The organism is Amycolatopsis bullii, assembly GCF_014654205.1.
Lineage (GTDB): Bacteria > Actinomycetota > Actinomycetes > Mycobacteriales > Pseudonocardiaceae > Amycolatopsis > Amycolatopsis plumensis.
Genome location: NZ_BNAW01000020.1, coordinates 50,116 through 68,468, shown reverse-complemented (window position 1 = coordinate 68,468; position 18,353 = coordinate 50,116). Strand labels below are relative to the sequence as shown.

Here is an 18,353-nt window from a genome sequence, read left to right as displayed (position 1 = left end):
CTCCCGAGCAAGATCACCGACAAGGACGGACCACCCCCGACCCATGGCCCGGCTCCCGCTGCCGCCCGCCCGATCCGTCCTGGTCCGGCAGCTGAACCGCGCCGACGACGTGGTGACGGTCCAGCCCACGACCAGGCTGGTACGGATCTTCACCGCGCACGGCAGACACCCCCAGCAGTGGAACTCCTTCCGCTACACCGGCCCGCTCCCGCACGGCCGCTTCGACCAGCAGTCGCCCGGCCGCGGCGGCGCCCCGGTCACCGATCCCGCCAACGGCGTCCTCTACTTCGGCCTCACCGTGCGCACGTCGGTCGCCGAGGTCTTCCAGACCAGCTCGACGGTCGACCGCCGCACCCGCGGTCCCCGGCTGGTCGTCGTCCGCCCGACGCGCACCCTGCGCCTGCTCGACCTGACCGGCCTCTGGCCGACGCGGGTCGGCGCCTCCCAGGAGATTTCGAGCGGGCCGAAGAAACTCACGCAGGCGTGGGCCCGCGCCATCCGCGGCGCGTTCAGCGACCTCGACGGCCTCTGGTACCGCTCGTCGATGGACTCCGGCGACCCCGCGATCTGCCTGTGGGACCCGCCGGCGGGCGCCGCGCTCCCGATCGCGCCGGACGTCCTGCTGCCGCTGGACCACCCGGGCCTGGACGTCCCGCTGGGCCGGGTCTGCGAAGAGCTGAACTACACGCTGCTGAACTGAGCCGCCAGCACCGGGATGACCGCCCGCAGGTCCCGACCGTCGACGACGTGGGTCGCGACGGCCCGGGCCGCCGGAGTCGCGTTGAGGGCGATGCTCGTCCCGACGGCGGCGAACAGCGGCAGGTCCGACCGGCTGTCCCCGACCGCGGCACACCGCTCCGGCGCGAAGCGACCCGGCCGGTGTAGCAGCCACCCTCGGCCTCCGGCACCGCCGAGCACTTCGACGAGTACGGGAAGCGCGACTTCGCGCTGGCTCAGGGCCGCGTACGCCGCCTCGGCCGCGACGAGCTCGGCCTCGTGCCCCAGCGCGGCGGCCACCCACGCGCACGAGCTGGTGCCCGGGACGAGGGTGCCGTCGACGTCGAAGCAGACCAGCCCGCGCGTCACAGGTGCCGCGACCACCACTCGAGGACCGCTTCGAAGCGCTGGACGCGGTGCCGGGGCCGGCCCGAGCGGCTCAGCTCGTGCCCCTCGCCGGGGAAGATCAGCATCTCCGCCGGGGCGCCGGCGCGGCGCAGGGCCACGAACATCCGCTCCGCCTGCTCCAGCGGGCAGCGCCAGTCCTGCTCCGAATGCACCACCGCGAACGGGATCTTGATCTTGTCCGCGTGGTACAGCGGGGACCGGCGGCGCTGCTCTTCCGGCGAAGACCCGATGTAGGCGTCGACGAAGAAGTAGCCGATGTCGGAGCTGCCGACCATCGAGTCCCACGCGTTGACCGCGCGCTCGCTCCACGCCGCCTTGAAGCGCTCGCCGTGGTGGGCGGCCAGCCAGCTCGTCATGAAGCCGCCGTACGAACCACCCATGATGCCGACGCGGGAGGCGTCCAGGTCCGGCCGCTCCAGCGCCTTGTCGAGCAGGGCCAGGACGTCGTCGACGTCGACCGTGCCGTAGGCGTGCGTGATCGCGTGGCCGTGCGCCTGCCCGTAGCCCGCGGACCCGCGCGGGTTGCCGACCACCACTGCGTAGCCCGCCGCCGCGTACACCTGTGCCTCGTCGAACACCGCCCACTCCTGCTGGGTGAACGGGCCGCCGTGCACCACGCGCAGCACCGGGTGCGGGCCTTCGCCCTCGGGCAGCACCAGCCAGCCGTGCACCGGGTAGCCGTCCGGGGCGGTGGTCTCCAGCTCGATCATCGGCCGGATGCCCTTGTCCCGCAACGGCTTCGAGTAGTCGGTCAGCTCCTGAGGCGCACCGTCGCCGAGCAGCACGACCTCGCCCGCGGTGGACGGCGTCGCGATCACCGCCACCAGCACCGAGCCGTCCAGCGTGAACGACCGGACCGCGGCCTGGCCGGCGTGGACCACCGCGAGGTCGGCCAGCGGGGCCTCGACGGCGTCGACGGCGACCGCGCGCAGCTCCACCGCGCCGCGGTTTCGGACGGCCACGAGGACGTCGTCGCCGCGCGGGGCCGGCGGGCCCGCCGCGGCCTCGCAGTCCACCGTCTCGGCGCCGGTGAGCCGCCGGGCCTTCACCGGGCCCGCGCCGAACTCCGGCGTGGCCGCGTAGAGCCCGGTGGGCGCGGCCTCGTGGTGTTCCTCGAAGGACTGTCCGAAGTAGAACAACGTGCCGTCGGGGCCGAACACCGGCCGCTCCGAGTACCCGTCGCCGCGCACGAGGACCTCGGGCTCGCCACCGCCGGCGGGGATCGCGCAGATGTCGCGGAAGTCGCTTTCGGCCGCGCCCCAGTCCGGCGGCGCGGTGAAGACCACGCGCGTGCCGTCCGGCGTCCAGACCGGGTGGGCCGCGTCGAACCCGTCGCCGGTCAGCGGCTCGGGCTCACCTTGCTCGAGCGTGTCGACGACGAACAGCCGCTGCATGCGGTCCCGGACGAACCCCACGTCGTCGAGCCGGTAGTCCATGCGCGTGATCCGGCGCGGGGCCTCGGCCGCCGGCTCCGGTGTCTCGCCGTCGGCGTCCGGTGTGCCGTAGCGGCCGGCCTCGGGCACGCGGGCGGTGAAGGCGATCCGGCGCGAATCCGGCGCCCACACCGGTTCCCCGGCCCCGAGGGGCAGCGACGTCAGCCGGCGGGCCTCCCCGCCGTCCGACGGCATCACGTGCAGCTGCGGGTGGCCTTCCGCGCCCTTGCCCTCCCCCGCGCGGAGGAACGCCACCCAGCGCCCGTCCGGCGAGATGGCCGGCGCCGAGTCGCGCGGACCGTGGGTCCACGCGGACTCACCGCCGTCGAGCGACACGCGCCGGATCTCGCCGTGCGTGGCGTTCGCCTTCAGATCCGGTCTCTTCAGCGCCGTGAGCAGCAGGTTCCCGCGCAGGGCGGGACGGCCGGGGACGACGAGGGCTTCGATGTCGGCAGGACGCACGTCACCGAAGGTACCGGAAATCCTTAGCGAGACGAACGATTTTGCCGGACGCTAAGCCACGACCTGCTTGCGCTCGTCGCGCCGGGCCTTCGCCAGGCTGACCACCGTGGTCACGGTGAGCACGACGACGATCACCCCGAGGGAGACCCAGTTGTTGATGTCCAGCCAGTCCGGGACGACGTGGTACTCGTGCAGCGCGTGCAGGAACAGCTTCGCGCCGATGAAGGCGAGGATCACCGCGAGGCCGTAGCTGAGGTAGACGAGCTTGGTCACCAGGCCGCCGAGCAGGAAGTACAGCTGCCGCAGGCCCATCAGGGCGAACGCGTTGGCGGTGAAGACGAGGAACGCCTCCTGCGTGATGCCGAAGATCGCCGGGATCGAGTCGACGGCGAACAGGAGGTCGGCCGAGCCGATGGCCACGATCACCAGCAGCATCGGGGTGATCATCCGCTTGCCGTTGATCTTCACCGTGTAGTGGTGGCCGTGGTAGTCGTCGGTCACCGGGGCGAACCGGCGGACCTGCCGGGTGACGGCGTTCTCGTGGTACTCCTCGTCCTCGCCCTTGCCGCGCAGCATGCTGATCGCCGTCCAGATCAGCACCGCCCCGAACAGGAAGAACACCCAGACGAACTGCGCGATCAGCGCGGCCCCGATGGCGATGAAGACGCTCCGCATGGCGAGCGCGAGCAGGATGCCGACCAGCAGCACGCGGTGCTGGTGGATGGCGGGCACCTTGAACGAGCCCATGATGATCATGAAGATGAACAGGTTGTCGACGCTCAGCGAGTACTCGGTGATGTACCCGGTGAAGAACTCGACGCCCGGGTCGTGCCCGGCGAAGATCCACACGCCGATGCCGAAGGCGATCGCGCACGAGACGTAGAAGACGACCCAGCGAGCCGCTTCCCCCGTGGTCACTTCGTGCGGCTTGCGATCGACGATGACCAGGTCCAGCGCGATCAGCGCGAGCAGGCCACCGATCGTGGCGATCCACAGCCACAGGGGGACAGTCATGGAACTCGAACCTCCGGATAGCGCGCAGCAGCAACTAACCGGAGGTCTCTCCCGCCGGTGAACACACCGGCCGACGGTGCCGGGGGCGCAGGGCCACCGTGCTGACGACACCGCCGCGAAGGAATACTCCCCTCACAGCGCGTCCAGTTTGCCGGTTCCCCCCGGCCGAGCGCCAGCCGGGATCGCGCACGTCACCGGGTTGGTCGTGTAATTCCGGTCACTTCGGTCCACCAGGTGGTCCCCGACGTGTGATCACTGTGAGCCGCGGAGGACGCTCTCAGCAAGACTCAAATACGGTTTGCTCCGTGCCCCGACTCCCGCTCCCGCGCACCCGCCGAGCCCGGCTGACGGCGCTCGGCGCCGTCGTGGCGGTGCTCGCCGCCGCGACCGTCCTCTGGGCGACGCGCGACACGGCCCCGCCCGCCGTGCCCACTCAGGACGCCTTGATCGACCTGCCCGCCGCGCCCGGCTCGGCCGAGCAGGTCAAGATCGACACGACCACCTACCTCCCGGCGACCGTGCCCGCGCCGGCCGTCCTGCTCGCGCACGGCTTCGGCGGGGACAAGAACAGCGTCGCCGACGACGCCCGCGAGCTCGCGCGGAAGGGTTTCGTCGTGCTGACGTGGTCCGCTCGCGGCTTCGGCAAGAGCACCGGCAAGATCGGGCTCAACGACCCCGACGGCGAAGTCGCCGACGCGAGCCGGCTGATCGACCGGCTCGTCGCGCAGCACCAGGTGACCCTCGACGCCCATGGCGACCCGAAGGTCGCCGTCACCGGGGCCTCCTACGGCGGTGCGCTGTCGCTGCTGCTGGCGGGCACGGACAAGCGCGTCGACGCGATCGCGCCCGTGATCACCTACAACGACCTGGCCCAGGGCCTGATCCCGAATGCGGCCACACCCGCGTCCGCGGCTCCCGGCACCCCGTCCGCCGGCGCCTTCTCGGCCGACGGCGTCTTCAAGAAGAGCTGGGCCGGCATCTTCTTCTCGGCCGGTTCGGGCGCCGCGGCGAGCGGCTCGCCGTCCGCCGAGGCACCGGAAGCCGGGCAGGAGACCGACACCGGGTCCACCGGCGCCGCCGCCGGGACCGCGGCCGCCGCGGGGGCCGCGCTGCCGGCCGGGCCTCCGGGCGCGGGCGGGCCGCGGACCGCGCCGGCCGACCCCTGTGGCCGGTTCACCGCCGCGGTCTGCCGCGCCTACACCGAACTCGGCACCACCGGGCAGGCGAGCCAGGCCAGCGTCGACCTGCTGCGCCGCGTCTCCCCCGCGTCCGTGACGGACAAGATCACCGTGCCGACGCTGCTGGTGCAGGGCGAGAGCGACACGCTGTTCGGCCTCGACCAGTCCGACGCGAACGCCCGGCAGATCACCGCCGCGGGCGGCAAGGTCAAGACGATCTGGTACACCGGCGGCCACGACGGCGGCAAGCCCGGCCCGCAGCTGCGCGCCAAGATCGCCGACTTCCTGAAGACGGCGCTGGACGGCGGCGACCCGGGCACCGGCTTCAGCTACGACGTCCAGGGCACCTTGCGCGCCAACGGAACGCCGTCGGTCCGCACGGTCGACGCGGTCGCCTACCCCGGGCTGACCGGACCGGCCACGGAACGGCGGCTGCTGGCGCTGAACGGGCCCGCGCAGCCGGTGGTGCGCCCCGCCGGGGCGAACCCGGCGGCCGTAAGCGGGATCCCCGGCCTCAACGGCGTCGCGAGCAGTTCGTCGCGGCTCGGCGCGCTGTTCAGCAACGACCCACCCGGCCAGGCCGCGCAGTTCGCCACCGCGCCCTTCGACGGCCAGGTCGTCATCAGCGGCTCGTCCACCGTCCGGCTGCAGGTCGCGGCGGACCCAGCGCACCCGCAGCCGGACGCGGTCCTGTTCGCGAAGCTCTACGACGTCGGCCAGGACGGCTCGCGCGTGCTGCCGGCCAACGCCATCGCGCCCTTCCGGGTGAGCGGGCTGCCCGCCGACGGCACCCCGGTCGACGTGACCGTGACGCTGCCCGGCATCGTCCGCCCGATCGAGGGCGGCCACTCGCTGCGGCTGGTCGTCGGCACCACCGACCAGGGGTACGCCGCGCCGGCCGCGCCCGCGGTGTTCCGGATCGGCCTCGCCGGCGGCACCGCGCTGGCCGTGCCGGTCGTGCCGGGCAAGTCCGTCGGGTCCCCGGCGCCGATCGGGCAGCTCGTGGGCATCGGCGTCACGCTGGCGATCGGCCTCGCGGCGGTGCTCTTCGCGGCCCTGCGCCGCCGTCGCGCCACCGACGTCGACCCCGGGCTGGCCACCACCCCGCTGGTCATCGAGGGGCTGCGCAAGCAGTACGCGGGCGGGTTCGTGGCGGTGAAGGACCTGTCGTTCCGCGTCGAGCCGGGTCAGGTGCTCGGCCTGCTCGGGCCGAACGGCGCGGGCAAGACGACCACCCTGCGGATGCTGATGGGCCTGATTTCGCCGACTGCGGGCAGCATCCGCGTGTTCGGGCACAAGATCACCCCGGGCGCGCCGGTGCTCTCGCGCATCGGCTCGTTCGTGGAAGGGTCCGGCTTCCTGCCGCACCTGTCCGGCCGGGCGAACCTGGAACTGTACTGGGCCTCGACCGGGCGTCCGGCGGAGAAGGCGCACTTCGCGGAGGCGCTGGAGATCGCCGGGCTCGGCACCGCGGTCGAACGGCGGGTGCGGACCTACAGCCAGGGCATGCGGCAGCGGCTGGCGATCGCGCAGGCGATGCTCGGCCTGCCGGAGCTGATGGTGCTCGACGAACCGACCAACGGGCTCGACCCGCCCCAGATCCACCAGATGCGCGAGGTGCTGAAGCGGTACGCCGCGACCGGCCGCACCGTGGTGGTGTCGAGCCACCTGCTGGCCGAGGTCGAGCAGACCTGCACGCACGTCGTGGTCATGCACCGCGGTTCGCTGGTCGCCTCGGGTGAGGTCGGCGAGCTGGCCGCGGCCGGCGGCGAGGCGACGTTCCGGGTCGACGACCCGGCCGCGGCCGCGGCGGCGCTCAAGGCGCTGAGCGGCGTCACCGACGTCGACGTCGACGTCGAGCTGGTGCACGCGAACCTCGGCGAGCTGCCGCGGGCCGAAGGCGTGGCCGCCCTGGTGCGCGCCGGGGTAGCGGTGGAGCAGGCCGGGCCACGGCGCCGGCTGGAAGACGCGTTCCTGCAACTGGTCGGAGAGGAAGCATGAGCGAGGGTGTGCACACCGATCCGCACGCGCTGGACGAGCTGAGCGACATCGCGTCGGCCGAACACGCGGGTGTCGGCCCGGACGGCGCGGTCGAGGGCTACAGCGCGCGGCGCACGCTCCGGCTCGGCGTCGAGCTGCGGCGCCAGCTCAAGCGGCGGCGCACGCAGTTCCTGCTCGGGTTCGTCGCGCTCCTGCCGTTCATCCTGGTGATCGCGTTCGAGCTCGGGCAGTCGAGCCCGAACCGGCGCAGCGGCGGGTTCGTCGACCTGGCCACGGCGTCCGCGCCGAACTTCGTCGTGCTGGCGCTGTTCGTGTCCGGGACGTTCCTGCTGCCGATGATCGTGGCGCTGTTCTTCGGCGACACGATCGCGAGCGAGGCGTCATGGTCGAGCCTGAAGTACCTGCTGGCCGTGCCGGTGCCGCGGCAGCGAGTGCTGCGGCAGAAGGCGATCGTTTCGGGGCTGCTCTCGGCGTTCGCGCTGGTGCTGCTGCCCTTGGTGTCGCTCGGCGTCGGCGTGCTCTGGTACGGCGCGGGCGACGCGATCAGCCCGACGGGTGACGCGGTGTCCTTCGGCGACAGCCTGGTGGCCATCGCACTGTCCACTGTGTACATCATCCTGCAGCTGGCCTGGGTGGCCGGGCTCGCGCTCGCGCTGAGCGTGTCGACCGACGCCCCGCTCGGCGCGGTCGGCGGCGCGGTGCTGGTGGCGATCCTGTCGCAGATCCTGGACCAGATCACCGCGCTGGAGGGACTCCGGAACTACCTGCCGACGCACTACGCGTTCTCCTGGATGGACCTGATCTCGACCGACGTCGACTGGACCAACCTGGCGAGCGGCATGCTGTCGGCGGCGATCTACGGCACGGTGTTCTTCCTCTTCGCCGGGCGCCGGTTCGCTCGAAAAGACATCACCAGCTGAGCCGCGTGGGCGGCGTACGCTGCCGACGCTGGAGGACGTCGTCGAACTCGCGCGGCGGGAGCACTTCGGTGTCGTCCGGTCGAGCGTCCGGACCTGACCGGCGGGCTCCGCCGCGGTACGGTCGCGCCGTGCCCATCATCCTGGACAGCCACGGCGACGTCGCCGTGCTCCGGATCGACCACGGCGGGGGCAACACCCTCGACGCGGAGTCGTGCCGGGAGCTCGTGCGGCGGCTCGGGGAGGCCGAGCAGGCCCGCGCCGTCGTGCTCACCGGGACCGGCGGCATCTTCTGCGCGGGCGTCGACCTCAAGCGGGTCGACCGGGGCGGCGCGCCGTACGTGACGCAGTTCCTGCCGCTGCTCTCGGACGCGCTCCTGGCGGTGTTCGGCTGCCCGCGTCCGGTGGTCGCCGCGCTGAACGGGCACGCCGTGGCCGGCGGCGCGGTGCTCGCCGCGGCCTGCGACCACCGGGTGCTGGGCACCGGCCGGATCGGCGTGACCGAGCTACTCGTCGGTTTGCCGTTCCCCGTGGCCGCGCTGGAGATCCTGCGCTGCGCCTACGGCACGGCGCCGTTGCCTTCACTCACCTACACGGGTGAAACCTGGGGCGGCGCGGAGGCCCTGGCCCGCGGGCTGGTCGACGAAGTCGCGCCGCCGGAGGACGTGCTCGCGCGGGCCGTCGCGGTGGCGCGCCGGCTCGGCGAGCTGCCCGCCGAACCGTTCGCCCACACCAAGGCCCAGATCCGGCAGCCCTTCCACGAGCGGATCGCCGAAAACCGCCACTCGGACGACCCGCACGTGGAGCGGCTCTGGCGGTCCGCCGAGGCGCTCGCCGCGGTCAAATCCTCTGTGGACAGGGTGCTCCGCTAGGCGTGCACGCCGCTTTCGGCGAGCGCCTTGATGCCCTCGACGGTCTTCTGCATGTTCGCCTGCAGCTCGCCGAGCCGCATCGCGACGATCTCCTCTTCGTGCTCGGGCATCGAGCCGATGATCGTCGTGAGGTTGGACGGGCCGGGACCGATCTGGGCCCACTGGCGCAGGATCGTGCCGTCGCCGTCCGGGACGAGCTCGAAGCGCCACGACGCGGCCGGGTTCGTCACGTCCATCACGGCCCACGCGAACAGCCGCTCGGGCTCGTAGCCGGTGACGGTCGAGACCGTCTCCCACTCCCCGGCGATCGGGTGGGAGTTGCGGCCGCGGAACCGCGCGCCGAGGCCGGGCTCGGCGCCGTCGACCCAGCCGCCGCCCTGGAATTCGGTGGAGAACCGGGCCGGCAGGTCGACGTCCAGCAACCAGGACCAGACCTCGGCCGGCGGCGCTTCGATGCGGATCTCGACCTGCGTCGTAGGGCAGTCGGAAACCTTCATGGCGGACCCCTCGCTCGATGACGGTGTGCCTACGGATTCGGACCGTAGCCCGGCGCCGATCGGCCGGACAACTCGCACGATGCCCGCGGCTGCGCACGCCGGAGGAAGCGGCGCCACCCGCCGAAAGTCGGATCCTGACCGATTCTGCGCCCGGACAGCCGATTGCCGACCGGCGCCGGTTCTGTGAGGGTCCCACCGAGGGTTCCGACGACGGGGTGGTGCTCGATGCGCAGACTTTTCACCGCGGGTGCGGTCCTGCTCGCGCTGGCCGGCCTGGCGCCGGCGGCCGCGGCGGCGCCCGACATCAAGGCGCAGCTGCAGCGGATCCCGGGGCTGACGATCGTGTCCGAGGACGCCGCCCCGGCCGGGTTCCGGTTCTTCAAGCTGACCTACACCCAGCCCGCCGACCACCGGCACCCCGGCACGGGCACGTTCCAGCAGCGGTTCACGTTGCTGCACCGCGACTTCGCGGCTCCGACGGTCGCCTACACGAGCGGCTACAACGTCAGCGGCTCGCCGAACCGCTCGGAGCCGACGCAGATCGTCGACGGCAACCAGCTGTCGATGGAGTACCGCTACTTCACCCCATCCCGGCCGGAGCCGGAGAACTGGGCGAAGCAGCTGACGATCTGGCAGGCGGCCGCGGACGAGCACCGCGCGGTGCAGGCGTTCAAGGCGATCTACCCGGGCAAGTGGCTGGCCACGGGCGGCAGCAAGGGCGGCATGACCGCGACGTACTTCCGGCGCTTCTTCCCGGACGACGTCGACGCGACGATCCCGTACGTCGCGCCCAACGACGTCATCGACCCGGTCGACGTCTACAACCGGTTCCTTTCCCGCGTGGGCAACGACCCGGCGTGCCGCGACGCCCTGAAGGCGATCCAGCGCGACGCGCTGAAGCGGCGTGACGAGCTGGGCGCGATCGCCGCGGCGGACGCGGCGCAGCGCGGGCTGACGTTCTCGATCGTCGGGTCGGCCGACAAGTCCCTCGAGATCTCGGTGATCGACTCGTACTTCGCGTTCTGGCAGTACCAGAAGCAGGCGGACTGCGCGACGGTGCCGGCGCCGGGCGCGCCCGCGGCCGACGTCTACGCCTGGTACGAGAAGGTCGAGAGCCTCAACACCTACTCCGACCAGGACCTGGCGCCCTACATCCCGTACTACTACCAGGCCGCGGTGCAACTGGGCTCGCCCGAGGCGTACGACGGCTACCTCCGCGACCTGCTGCGCTACCCGGGCGCCGACCAGCCGAAGACGTTCGTGCCGGCGTCGATCCGCCTGCCGCGCTTCGACTACCTGGCGATGCCCGACATCGACTTCTGGGTGAAGTCCCGCGGCACCCGCCTGCTGTTCGTGTACGGGTCCAACGACCCGTGGGGCGCGGAGCCGTTCGAATTGGGCTTCGGCAGCCGGGATTCGTACCGCTACTACGTCCAGGGCGGCAACCACGGGTCGAAGATCGCCCAGCTGGCCCCGGCCGAAGCCGCGGCAGCGACGGCGACGGTCCGGCGCTGGGCCGGCCTGCCACCGGTTCCGCCGTCGGCGCTTCGCTCGGCTCCGGCCGGCTTCCCGGACTTCGACAGGGACCTGACGCCCCGGACGCGGCTGTAACTTTTCTCAGGCCGGGCGTACTCTCACCACACCTGACGGCCCGGCCTGAGGAGGCATGCATGCCTCGTCCCGTCCACTTCGAGATCCACGCGGGCGACCCCGAACGCGCGGTGGCGTTCTACACGGCGGTGTTCGGCTGGAAGTTCGAGCGCTGGGGCGAAGTGCCCTACTGGATGATCACGACCGGCGAGGGAGCCGGAATCGACGGCGGGCTGTTGCCTCGCCAAGGCCCGGCACCGGAGGCGTCGGCGCCGATCCACGGATTCGTGAACACGATCGACGTGGCGGACCTGGATGAGGCGCTGGGTGATGTCAACCGGGCTGGGGGGACGCTGGCGCTGCCGAAGAGTCCGGTGCCGGGGGTGGGGTGGCTGGCTTTTTGCAAGGACACGGAGGGGAATGTGTTCGGGATGCTGCAGGCGGATGAGAACGCTCCTGCGCCGGAGTGATCCTCAGGTGAACCGCCCATCGCTCACGGGGTGCTGGTGATCCGCCGGTGGGGAGTTTCCCTTCATCCCGATCGCCCATTGTGACTACGGCCGGTGGCACCGCGTCAAGGCGGGAAAGCGTGCCTTGACCCGGTGCCACCGGCCGTGTTGGGGCTGCGGATCGGGATGCAGGGCGGGATCTGGCTGCCGGTTCTCGCTTGCTCGGTGTGCGCGGCCATTGCCGCCGCTCCGGTCCGCCGGGAACCCTCCCCTCCCCGGGGCGCCCCGCCCGGCCCCCGGCCCGCCCTTGGCCGCCGGGAGCCTCCGGTTCCGGCAACCCCTTGCCGCGGTCCCCGGGAGCTTCCCCTCCCCGGTCCGCACCGCCCGGCCCCCGGCCCGGCCTGACCGCTACTTGATCCCTGCTGCGTCCATTCCCCTCAGCTCCTTCTTCAGGTCCGAGATCTCGTCACGCAACCGGGCCGCCAGCTCGAACTGGAGATCCCGCGCCGCCTGCATCATCTGGTCTGTCATCTGCTGGATCAGGTCGGCCAGCTGGGCACGCGGCATCGCCGAAACGTCCTTGTCGACCAGCATTCCCGAGCTCCGGACCCGGTCGCCCTGCTCGGGCTTCTTGCCGCGCGAGGAGTTGCGGCCCGAGCCGCCGACCGAGACCTGCTCGGTGTCCTCGGCTTCGCTGTACACCCGGTCGAGGATGTCCGCGATCTTCTTCCGCAGCGGCTGCGGGTCGACGCCGCGCTCCTTGTTGTACGCCACCTGCTTTTCGCGGCGGCGGTCCGTCTCCTCGATCGCGTGCCGCATCGAGTCGGTGATCTTGTCCGCGTACATGTGGACCTCGCCGGAGACGTTTCGCGCCGCGCGGCCGATCGTCTGGATCAGCGACGTCCCGCTCCGGAGGAAGCCCTCCTTGTCCGCGTCGAGGATCGCCACCAGCGACACCTCCGGCAGGTCGAGACCCTCGCGCAGCAGGTTGATGCCGACCAGCACGTCGAAGTCGCCCGCCCGCAGCTGCCGCAGCAGCTCGACCCGGCGCAGCGTGTCGACCTCCGAGTGCAGGTAGCGCACCCTGATGCCCAGCTCCAGCAGGTAGTCGGTCAGGTCCTCGGCCATCTTCTTCGTCAGCGTGGTGACCAGGACGCGTTCGTCCTTGTCCGCGCGCTCGCGGATCTCGTGGACCAGGTCGTCGATCTGGCCCTCGGTCGGCTTCACCACGACCTTCGGGTCGACCAGGCCGGTCGGCCGGATCACCTGCTCGACGAACTCGCCGCCCGCCTGGCCCATCTCGTACGGCCCCGGCGTCGCCGAGAGGTACACCGTCTGGCCGATCCGGTCGGAGAACTCCTCCCAGGTCAGCGGCCGGTTGTCGACCGCGCTCGGCAGCCGGAAGCCGTACTCGACCAGGTTCCGCTTGCGGGACATGTCGCCTTCGTACATGCCGCCGATCTGCGGAACCGTCTGATGCGACTCGTCGATCACCAGCAGGAAGTCGTCCGGGAAGTAGTCGATCAGCGTGGCCGGGGCCGAGCCGGGGCCGCGGCCGTCGATGTGGCGCGAGTAGTTCTCGATGCCGGAGCAGAAGCCGACCTGGCGCATCATTTCGATGTCGTAGGACGTGCGCATCCGCAGCCGCTGGGCCTCCAGGAGCTTGCCCTGCCGCTCCAGCTCGGCGAGCCGCTCCTCGAGCTCCTTCTCGATGCCCTGGATCGCCTTTTCCATCCGCTCCGGGCCGGCGACGTAGTGCGTCGCCGGGAAGATGCGGACCTCGTCGACCTCCTTGACGATGTCCCCGGTCAGCGGGTGCAGGTAGTACAGCTTCTCGACCTCGTCGCCGAAGAACTCGACGCGGATCGCGAGCTCCTCGTACGCCGGGATGATCTCGACCGTGTCGCCGCGGGCGCGGAACGTGCCGCGGGCGAAGGCGATGTCGTTGCGGGTGTACTGCACGTCGACCAGCGCCCGCAGGAAGACGTCCCGGTCGAGTTGCATGCCGACCGCGAGCTTCGAGGACCGGTCCAGGTACGACTGCGGTGTGCCCAGGCCGTAGATGCAGGAGACACTGGCGACCACGATGACGTCCCGCCGCGACAGCAGGTTCATCGTCGCCGAGTGCCGCAGCCGCTCGACGTCGTCGTTGATCGACGAGTCCTTCTCGATGTAGGTGTCCGTCTGCGCGATGTACGCCTCGGGCTGGTAGTAGTCGTAGTAGCTGACGAAGTACTCGACCGCGTTGTGCGGGAACAGCTCGCGCAGCTCGTTCGCCAGCTGCGCGGCCAGGGTCTTGTTGGGCGCCATCACCAGCGTCGGCCGCTGGACGCGCTCGATCAGCCACGCGGTGGTGGCCGACTTGCCGGTGCCGGTGGCACCGAGGAGCACGACGTCCTTCTCGCCCGCCTTGATCCGGCGTTCGAGCTCGTCGATGGCCGCCGGCTGGTCGCCGGCGGGCTGGTAGTCACTGACCACCTCGAACCGGCCGCCGGTCCGCGGGATCTCCGAGACGGGCCGGAAGTCGGACTGGGCGAGCACGGGGTGTTCGGTTGCGAAAGCCACGTGGACCAGAGTAGGCCGACCCACCGACAATTTCCGTCCGCCCTGGTCAGCGGGGGCGGAACAGCGTGATGGAGGTGACATCGCCGCCGCCGGCGAGCCTGACGAAGTTCTTGCGGCCGCGGTCGTGGGGGCCGGGCATCGGGTCCGTCACAATGCTCCTCAGCAGCCGCAATCGCAACAGCTGCAACACTCGCAACAGCTGCAGTCGCAGTCGCATCCCCAGGCAACGTGGGGTTTTCCGCTGAAGGGGCCAGGATAGGGATCACGGCAGCAGAACTGGCAGGTGCAGCACATGTAGGGGATCAGGGCGCAGCCAAGAAACGCGTTGCGCTTCTTCGGCGGGACCGCGAATTTCGGGTACCAGAGGCCGCCGCCCTTGCCGTCGTAGGGGCCGGGCTTGCCGTGTTCGGGGTCCTTCGGACCGCCGGGTCCACCTGGACCGCCTGGGCCACCCGGACCACCGGGCCCACCTGGGCCGCCCGGGCCACGGCCACCGGGCGCACCCGGCGGCGGGACCGGCCCCGGAGGCGGGAACCCGTGCGGCTGCGGAGAGCCGTTCCAGCCGGGCGGGACCTGGTGCGGGTGCTGCTGGGGCGCCGGCCCGCGCCCGATCCACCCGGGCGGCGGCTGCTGCCCGGCCGGGCCGCCCGGCCACGAGCTGCACTCGAGTGACGTGCCATCCGCGGAAGGGGAGCTTCCGGTCGCCCCCGAGCCGGGCCCGTCCGGGCCGTGCTCGTGGGACGAGCCGTGGCCGAAGGCGCGCCGGACCGCCTGGCGCAGCTCGTGGACCAGCAACGCGTGCACCAGGGCCGGGCGGGCGAACTCCGCCTCGCGCAGCGCCAGCTCCACCCCCAGCACCGCGTCATCGCACAGCCGCCGGGCCTCCTCCGGGCCCGTCCCCGTCGCCAGCAACGCATTCCACGCCCCCGCCGCCGCGTCCGACGCGTAGTCCTCGACCGCGTCCAGCAAATGCGCCACCCGGCCGAACAACCGGCCCGCCTCGGCCAGTGGCGCCGCGTTGGCCGGCCTGCCCGCCAGCTCCGCCGTCCGCGCGAACGCCGCCGCCGTGGCTCTCTCCGCCGGTTCCGTCGCCAGGAGCGGTGAGTCGCCGAGGCGGATCGAGGACTCCAGTGCTCCCTGGCCCTCGACCGCTTCCGTCAGCACCGTCGTGTCGAACCCCACCTGACCGCCGGTGCGGCGGCCCTGCGCGTTCCAGCGCGTCGCGACCCGGCGTGCGGCCGCCGCCACCGGGCGCTTGCCGAACGCGCCGTCGCCGTCCTCGACGTGGTCGCCGACCTTGGCCGCCGCCAGGACCAGGGACACCGCCGCCGCCAGCCGGGCGCCCTCGCCGTGGGCCACCGACGCCGTCCGCATGCCCCGCAGGGGGCACGGACCCGCTTCGCGCCGGCCGTCCGCGCGCGGTGTCTGTGCTTCGGCCAGCACCGAGATGATCAGCCCGTCGTAGTTGGTGACCACCCGCGCGAGCTGGCCGTGTTCGTCGCGCAGCGTGAGGCACAGACCGCACAGGTGGGCCAGCCAGTCCGCGTGCAGGTCTTCGGCCAACCGGTGCCGGCACGGCCGGATGATCCCGAACATCCCCAGTTCCCCCCTCGTTTCCGAAGCTCGGCGCACCTTAGCCCGAACGCGTGACGCCCGGGGCAGGAGTACGCGTTTCGTGACGGGCCCGGCAGGATGACCCGCATGGCCGCACTGCACCCCCCGAAGGTCGAGGTCTTCGACCCCGCCGCGCGCGTGAACATCGACCCCAAGGGCATCCTGCGGGAGGTGGAGGAGTACCGCGAGGAACCGTTCGGCCTGTACCTCGCCCGCCCGACCCCGGGCCGCGCCCAGTTCCACTACCTCGAGTCGTGGCTGGTGCCCGGGCTGGGCCTGCGCTTCACGGACTTCTGGTTCTCCCCCGGCCACGAACGCGACCAGGACTTCTACCTCGACGTCGTCCGCGTTCACCGCGACGGCCCGCGCTGGGTCGCCACCGACCTCTACATCGACCTGGTGCTCATCGACAAGCTCTCGGTCGAGGTGATCGACACCGACGAGCTGCTGGAGGCCCTCGAAGCCGGCCTGGTCACCGCCGGAGAGGCCGAGTACGCGCTGAAGACGACCTACGCCGCCGTGGAAGGGCTGGCCGCGCACGGCTACGACCTCGCCGGCTGGCTGTCCACGAAGGACATCGCGCTGACCTGGCGCCGCCAGCCCTGGAAGGCCGATGCGTGACGCGGCGGGCGGCTAGGGCGTCCAGCCGGTGGCCGCCGCCCACTTCTCCGCGCGGGCGAACACGCCGTTGACCCACTCCTGCTTCTCGTCGGCGTAGGCGGCGACCGAGCCGTCGGCGGCGTGCGCCTCGGCCAGCCGCAGCTTGACGTCGCGGTAGTCGTCGCGCTCGTCCGGGTTCGCCCGCAGGAAGTCGCGGAAGAGCAGGGCGAGCCGCCACGCCGGCGTCTCCTCCGAGCGGACGTGCAGGTTCACCGCCCGCTTCGGGTCGGCGCCGACGTGCAGGCGCTTGGGCCACGTTCCGATACCGTCCTGGGCGTCGTCGGCCCAGTCGCCGTCCAGCCGCGGGAAGCCGGCGTCGGCCAGCAGCCCGCCCAGCCGGTCCGCGTCATTCAACGTGGACACCGTGAGCTGCAGGTCGAGGATGTCCTTGGCGGGCAGGCCGGGCACGGCCGTCGACCCGATGTGGTCGGCGCGGCGGGCCAGCGCCCCCGCCACGGTGCGGACCCGGGCCAGGACCCGCTCGGCCTGGGCCGGCCAGGTGAGGTCGTACTCGGCTATCTTCGGCGACATCGGCGGCCGCGGCCGGCGCAGCCGGACGTTGGCCTCGAACGGCACCAGCCGGTCCGCCCACAGCGCGTCGACCTCGGCGAGCACGGTGTCTTCGGCGCCGCCGTTGTCCAGCCAGACGTCCGCGACGGCGCGGCGCTGCTCGGTGCTCGCCTGCGCCCGGATCCGCGCGCGTGCGTCCTCCTCGGCCATCCCGCGGGCCGACACCAGCCGCCGCACCCGCACCTCGACCGGCGCGTCGACGACCACGACCAGGTGATAGGCCGTCGCGAGGCCGTTTTCGACCAGCAGCGGGATGTCGTGGACGATGATCGCGTCCGGCTTCGCGGCCGCCATCAGCTCCCCGGTCCGCGCGCCGACCAGCGGGTGCACGATCGCGTTCAGCCGGTGCCGCGACTCGTCGTCGGCGAACGCCTTCGCCGCGAGCGCGGGCCGGTCGAGCGAGCCGTCCCCGGCCAGGATGCCGTCACCGAACTCCGCGACCAGCCGGGCGAGCCCCTCGGTCCCCGGCTCGACCACTTCACGGGCGATCCGGTCGGAGTCCACCAGCACCGCGCCGTGTTCGGCGAGCCGGTTCGCCACGGTCGACTTCCCGGCCCCGATCCCACCCGTCAACCCCACACGCAACATGCCGATCACCCTAGTCACGCGGCGGCCGTCCCTCCGCGGGACACGTTCGGTCAGATCCGCGCCGATTGTGTGACAAGTGGGAAATTGTCGTAACACAGCGCCGGTCTGGCCGATTTACCCGACAAGGGTGGCGTCATCGAGGGGGCTCGTGAGGATGACGAAGATCAGAAGGCCGGTCGCGGCCGTCCTCTGCGCGGGCGGGCTCGCCGTGGCCGTGCCCGAAGCGGCGGCGGCGCCACGCGCGGCCGCGGCGAGCGTGGCCGCGGCGCCGGGGCACTGCCTGTCCGGGATCCGCAAGGTGCAGGTGACGAGCCGGTACACGCCGACCCAGCGGCTGTACGTCGTGCACAGCACGTGGATCCCGTTCACCACGTTGCCATGCCTCAAAAACCGGTGATCCGCAAGTCGATCGTGACGCGTGACTCAACCGATATCCGGACACGCCGTGTTGCTTACCCACCTGGCCCCGCGCCAGTGCGTACGGTGCGCGCGACAGCGTCGCCCACGCGGAGGAACGATGGCGGACAGCAAGCACGCCGGGAGGCACCGGTTCGGCACGCCGGGGCTGGTGCCCTGCACGGTCCACCCCTCGGTGGCCGAGGCGCTGGCCGGCTACCGGCGGACCTGGCTGAGCACGCTGCTGGTCCCGGCCAAGCACAGCTTCGCCGGCCTCCGCCGCAAGGCGCGCGCCGCGGCGCTCGAGCGCATCTGGGTGCCGTCGGTCAGCCCGGCCCGGCCGGCCGCGGTGACCGTGCGCGCCGCCTGACCGGCCTTCGACTGTGCCAACCGAGGGCTGGGGGCTTCGCCACCCGGACCCC

General features: G+C 72.0%; 16 protein-coding genes. 9 read left to right on the top strand and 7 right to left on the bottom strand.

Annotated features, from left to right (window positions below; genetic code table 11):
- Positions 1–43 precede the first annotated feature (43 nt).
- The gene (locus IE317_RS22480) at positions 44–700 is read left to right on the top strand and encodes an RES family NAD+ phosphorylase (protein ID WP_191313136.1); all 657 of its coding nucleotides are present in this window, start codon (positions 44–46) and stop codon (positions 698–700) included.
- Here the strand turns inward: IE317_RS22480 and IE317_RS22475 are convergent.
- Genes IE317_RS22475 through IE317_RS22465 form a run of 3 tightly spaced genes read right to left on the bottom strand, consistent with a single transcriptional unit; the run spans position 682 to position 4,034 of the window.
- A complete protein-coding gene (locus tag IE317_RS22475) occupies positions 682–1,101 on the bottom strand; it encodes an HAD hydrolase family protein (RefSeq protein ID WP_229902854.1) in 420 nt (139 codons plus the stop codon). The two genes, IE317_RS22480 and IE317_RS22475, sit on opposite strands and share 19 nt — an antisense overlap.
- Entirely contained in the window at positions 1,083–3,020 is a 1,938-nt protein-coding gene (locus IE317_RS22470; RefSeq protein ID WP_191313134.1) for a S9 family peptidase, read from the bottom strand. The genes IE317_RS22475 and IE317_RS22470 overlap by 19 nt, the downstream gene beginning before the upstream one ends.
- Positions 3,021–3,071: 51 nt before the next feature.
- Positions 3,072–4,034, bottom strand: coding sequence for a TerC family protein (locus IE317_RS22465; protein ID WP_191313132.1), 963 nt, complete (start codon positions 4,032–4,034; stop codon positions 3,072–3,074).
- Between the two features lie 305 nt (positions 4,035–4,339).
- On the opposite strand from IE317_RS22465, the gene IE317_RS22460 reads away from it, so the two are divergent.
- The 3 genes from IE317_RS22460 (at position 4,340) to IE317_RS22450 (ending at position 9,002) form a co-directional block, all read left to right on the top strand.
- Entirely contained in the window at positions 4,340–7,213 is a 2,874-nt protein-coding gene (locus tag IE317_RS22460) for an alpha/beta fold hydrolase (protein WP_191313130.1), read from the top strand.
- A complete protein-coding gene (locus IE317_RS22455; protein WP_191313128.1) occupies positions 7,210–8,133 on the top strand; it encodes an ABC transporter permease in 924 nt (307 codons plus the stop codon). The genes IE317_RS22460 and IE317_RS22455 overlap by 4 nt, the downstream gene beginning before the upstream one ends.
- 128 nt (positions 8,134–8,261) lie before the next feature.
- Complete coding sequence (locus tag IE317_RS22450) at positions 8,262–9,002, top strand: enoyl-CoA hydratase/isomerase family protein (protein WP_191313126.1); 741 nt, start codon at positions 8,262–8,264, stop codon at positions 9,000–9,002.
- Here the strand turns inward: IE317_RS22450 and IE317_RS22445 are convergent.
- On the bottom strand, positions 8,999–9,499 hold the full coding sequence (locus IE317_RS22445; protein ID WP_191313124.1) for an SRPBCC family protein: 501 nt from the start codon (positions 9,497–9,499) through the stop codon (positions 8,999–9,001). The genes IE317_RS22450 and IE317_RS22445 overlap by 4 nt on opposite strands.
- A 225-nt stretch (positions 9,500–9,724) precedes the next feature.
- Between IE317_RS22445 and IE317_RS22440 the strand changes: the two genes are divergently transcribed.
- Positions 9,725–11,110, top strand: a complete 1,386-nt coding sequence (locus tag IE317_RS22440; RefSeq protein ID WP_191313122.1) for a S28 family serine protease — start codon at positions 9,725–9,727, stop codon at positions 11,108–11,110.
- Between the two features lie 59 nt (positions 11,111–11,169).
- Positions 11,170–11,559 (top strand): VOC family protein, encoded by a 390-nt coding sequence (locus tag IE317_RS22435; protein ID WP_191313120.1) that lies wholly within the window; start codon positions 11,170–11,172, stop codon positions 11,557–11,559.
- A gap of 387 nt (positions 11,560–11,946) precedes the next feature.
- Here the strand turns inward: IE317_RS22435 and uvrB are convergent, their stop codons facing one another.
- On the bottom strand, positions 11,947–14,103 hold the full coding sequence (gene uvrB, locus IE317_RS22430) for an excinuclease ABC subunit UvrB (RefSeq protein WP_229902853.1): 2,157 nt from the start codon (positions 14,101–14,103) through the stop codon (positions 11,947–11,949).
- 159 nt (positions 14,104–14,262) lie between these two features.
- Complete coding sequence (locus tag IE317_RS22425; protein ID WP_191313118.1) at positions 14,263–15,699, bottom strand: DUF5685 family protein; 1,437 nt, start codon at positions 15,697–15,699, stop codon at positions 14,263–14,265.
- Between the two features lie 105 nt (positions 15,700–15,804).
- Here IE317_RS22425 and IE317_RS22420 point away from each other — a divergent pair, with 105 nt between their 5' ends.
- Entirely contained in the window at positions 15,805–16,338 is a 534-nt protein-coding gene (locus IE317_RS22420) for a DUF402 domain-containing protein (RefSeq protein WP_191313116.1), read from the top strand.
- A gap of 12 nt (positions 16,339–16,350) precedes the next feature.
- Here the strand turns inward: IE317_RS22420 and coaE are convergent, their stop codons facing one another.
- Positions 16,351–17,535 (bottom strand): dephospho-CoA kinase, encoded by a 1,185-nt coding sequence (coaE, locus tag IE317_RS22415; protein WP_191313114.1) that lies wholly within the window; start codon positions 17,533–17,535, stop codon positions 16,351–16,353.
- 154 nt (positions 17,536–17,689) lie between these two features.
- On the opposite strand from coaE, the gene IE317_RS22410 reads away from it, so the two are divergent.
- A complete protein-coding gene (locus tag IE317_RS22410; protein ID WP_229902852.1) occupies positions 17,690–17,932 on the top strand; it encodes a hypothetical protein in 243 nt (80 codons plus the stop codon).
- Between the two features lie 120 nt (positions 17,933–18,052).
- The gene (locus IE317_RS22405; RefSeq protein WP_191313096.1) at positions 18,053–18,301 is read left to right on the top strand and encodes a hypothetical protein; all 249 of its coding nucleotides are present in this window, start codon (positions 18,053–18,055) and stop codon (positions 18,299–18,301) included.
- The last annotated feature ends 52 nt before the right edge of the window (positions 18,302–18,353 follow it).

What these genes read in the sequence shown, in the direction of transcription:
- IE317_RS22480 (WP_191313136.1), top strand. Translation starts at nt 44, where the DNA reads ATGGCCCGGCTCCCGCTGCCGCCCGCCCGATCCGTCCTGGTCCGGCAG.
- IE317_RS22465 (WP_191313132.1), bottom strand. Translation starts at nt 4,034, where the DNA reads ATGACTGTCCCCCTGTGGCTGTGGATCGCCACGATCGGTGGCCTGCTC.
- IE317_RS22455 (WP_191313128.1), top strand. Translation starts at nt 7,210, where the DNA reads ATGAGCGAGGGTGTGCACACCGATCCGCACGCGCTGGACGAGCTGAGC.
- IE317_RS22445 (WP_191313124.1), bottom strand. Translation starts at nt 9,499, where the DNA reads ATGAAGGTTTCCGACTGCCCTACGACGCAGGTCGAGATCCGCATCGAA.
- IE317_RS22440 (WP_191313122.1), top strand. Translation starts at nt 9,725, where the DNA reads ATGCGCAGACTTTTCACCGCGGGTGCGGTCCTGCTCGCGCTGGCCGGC.
- IE317_RS22435 (WP_191313120.1), top strand. Translation starts at nt 11,170, where the DNA reads ATGCCTCGTCCCGTCCACTTCGAGATCCACGCGGGCGACCCCGAACGC.
- IE317_RS22425 (WP_191313118.1), bottom strand. Translation starts at nt 15,699, where the DNA reads ATGTTCGGGATCATCCGGCCGTGCCGGCACCGGTTGGCCGAAGACCTG.
- IE317_RS22420 (WP_191313116.1), top strand. Translation starts at nt 15,805, where the DNA reads ATGGCCGCACTGCACCCCCCGAAGGTCGAGGTCTTCGACCCCGCCGCG.
- coaE (WP_191313114.1), bottom strand. Translation starts at nt 17,535, where the DNA reads ATGTTGCGTGTGGGGTTGACGGGTGGGATCGGGGCCGGGAAGTCGACC.
- IE317_RS22410 (WP_229902852.1), top strand. Translation starts at nt 17,690, where the DNA reads ATGACGAAGATCAGAAGGCCGGTCGCGGCCGTCCTCTGCGCGGGCGGG.
- IE317_RS22405 (WP_191313096.1), top strand. Translation starts at nt 18,053, where the DNA reads ATGGCGGACAGCAAGCACGCCGGGAGGCACCGGTTCGGCACGCCGGGG.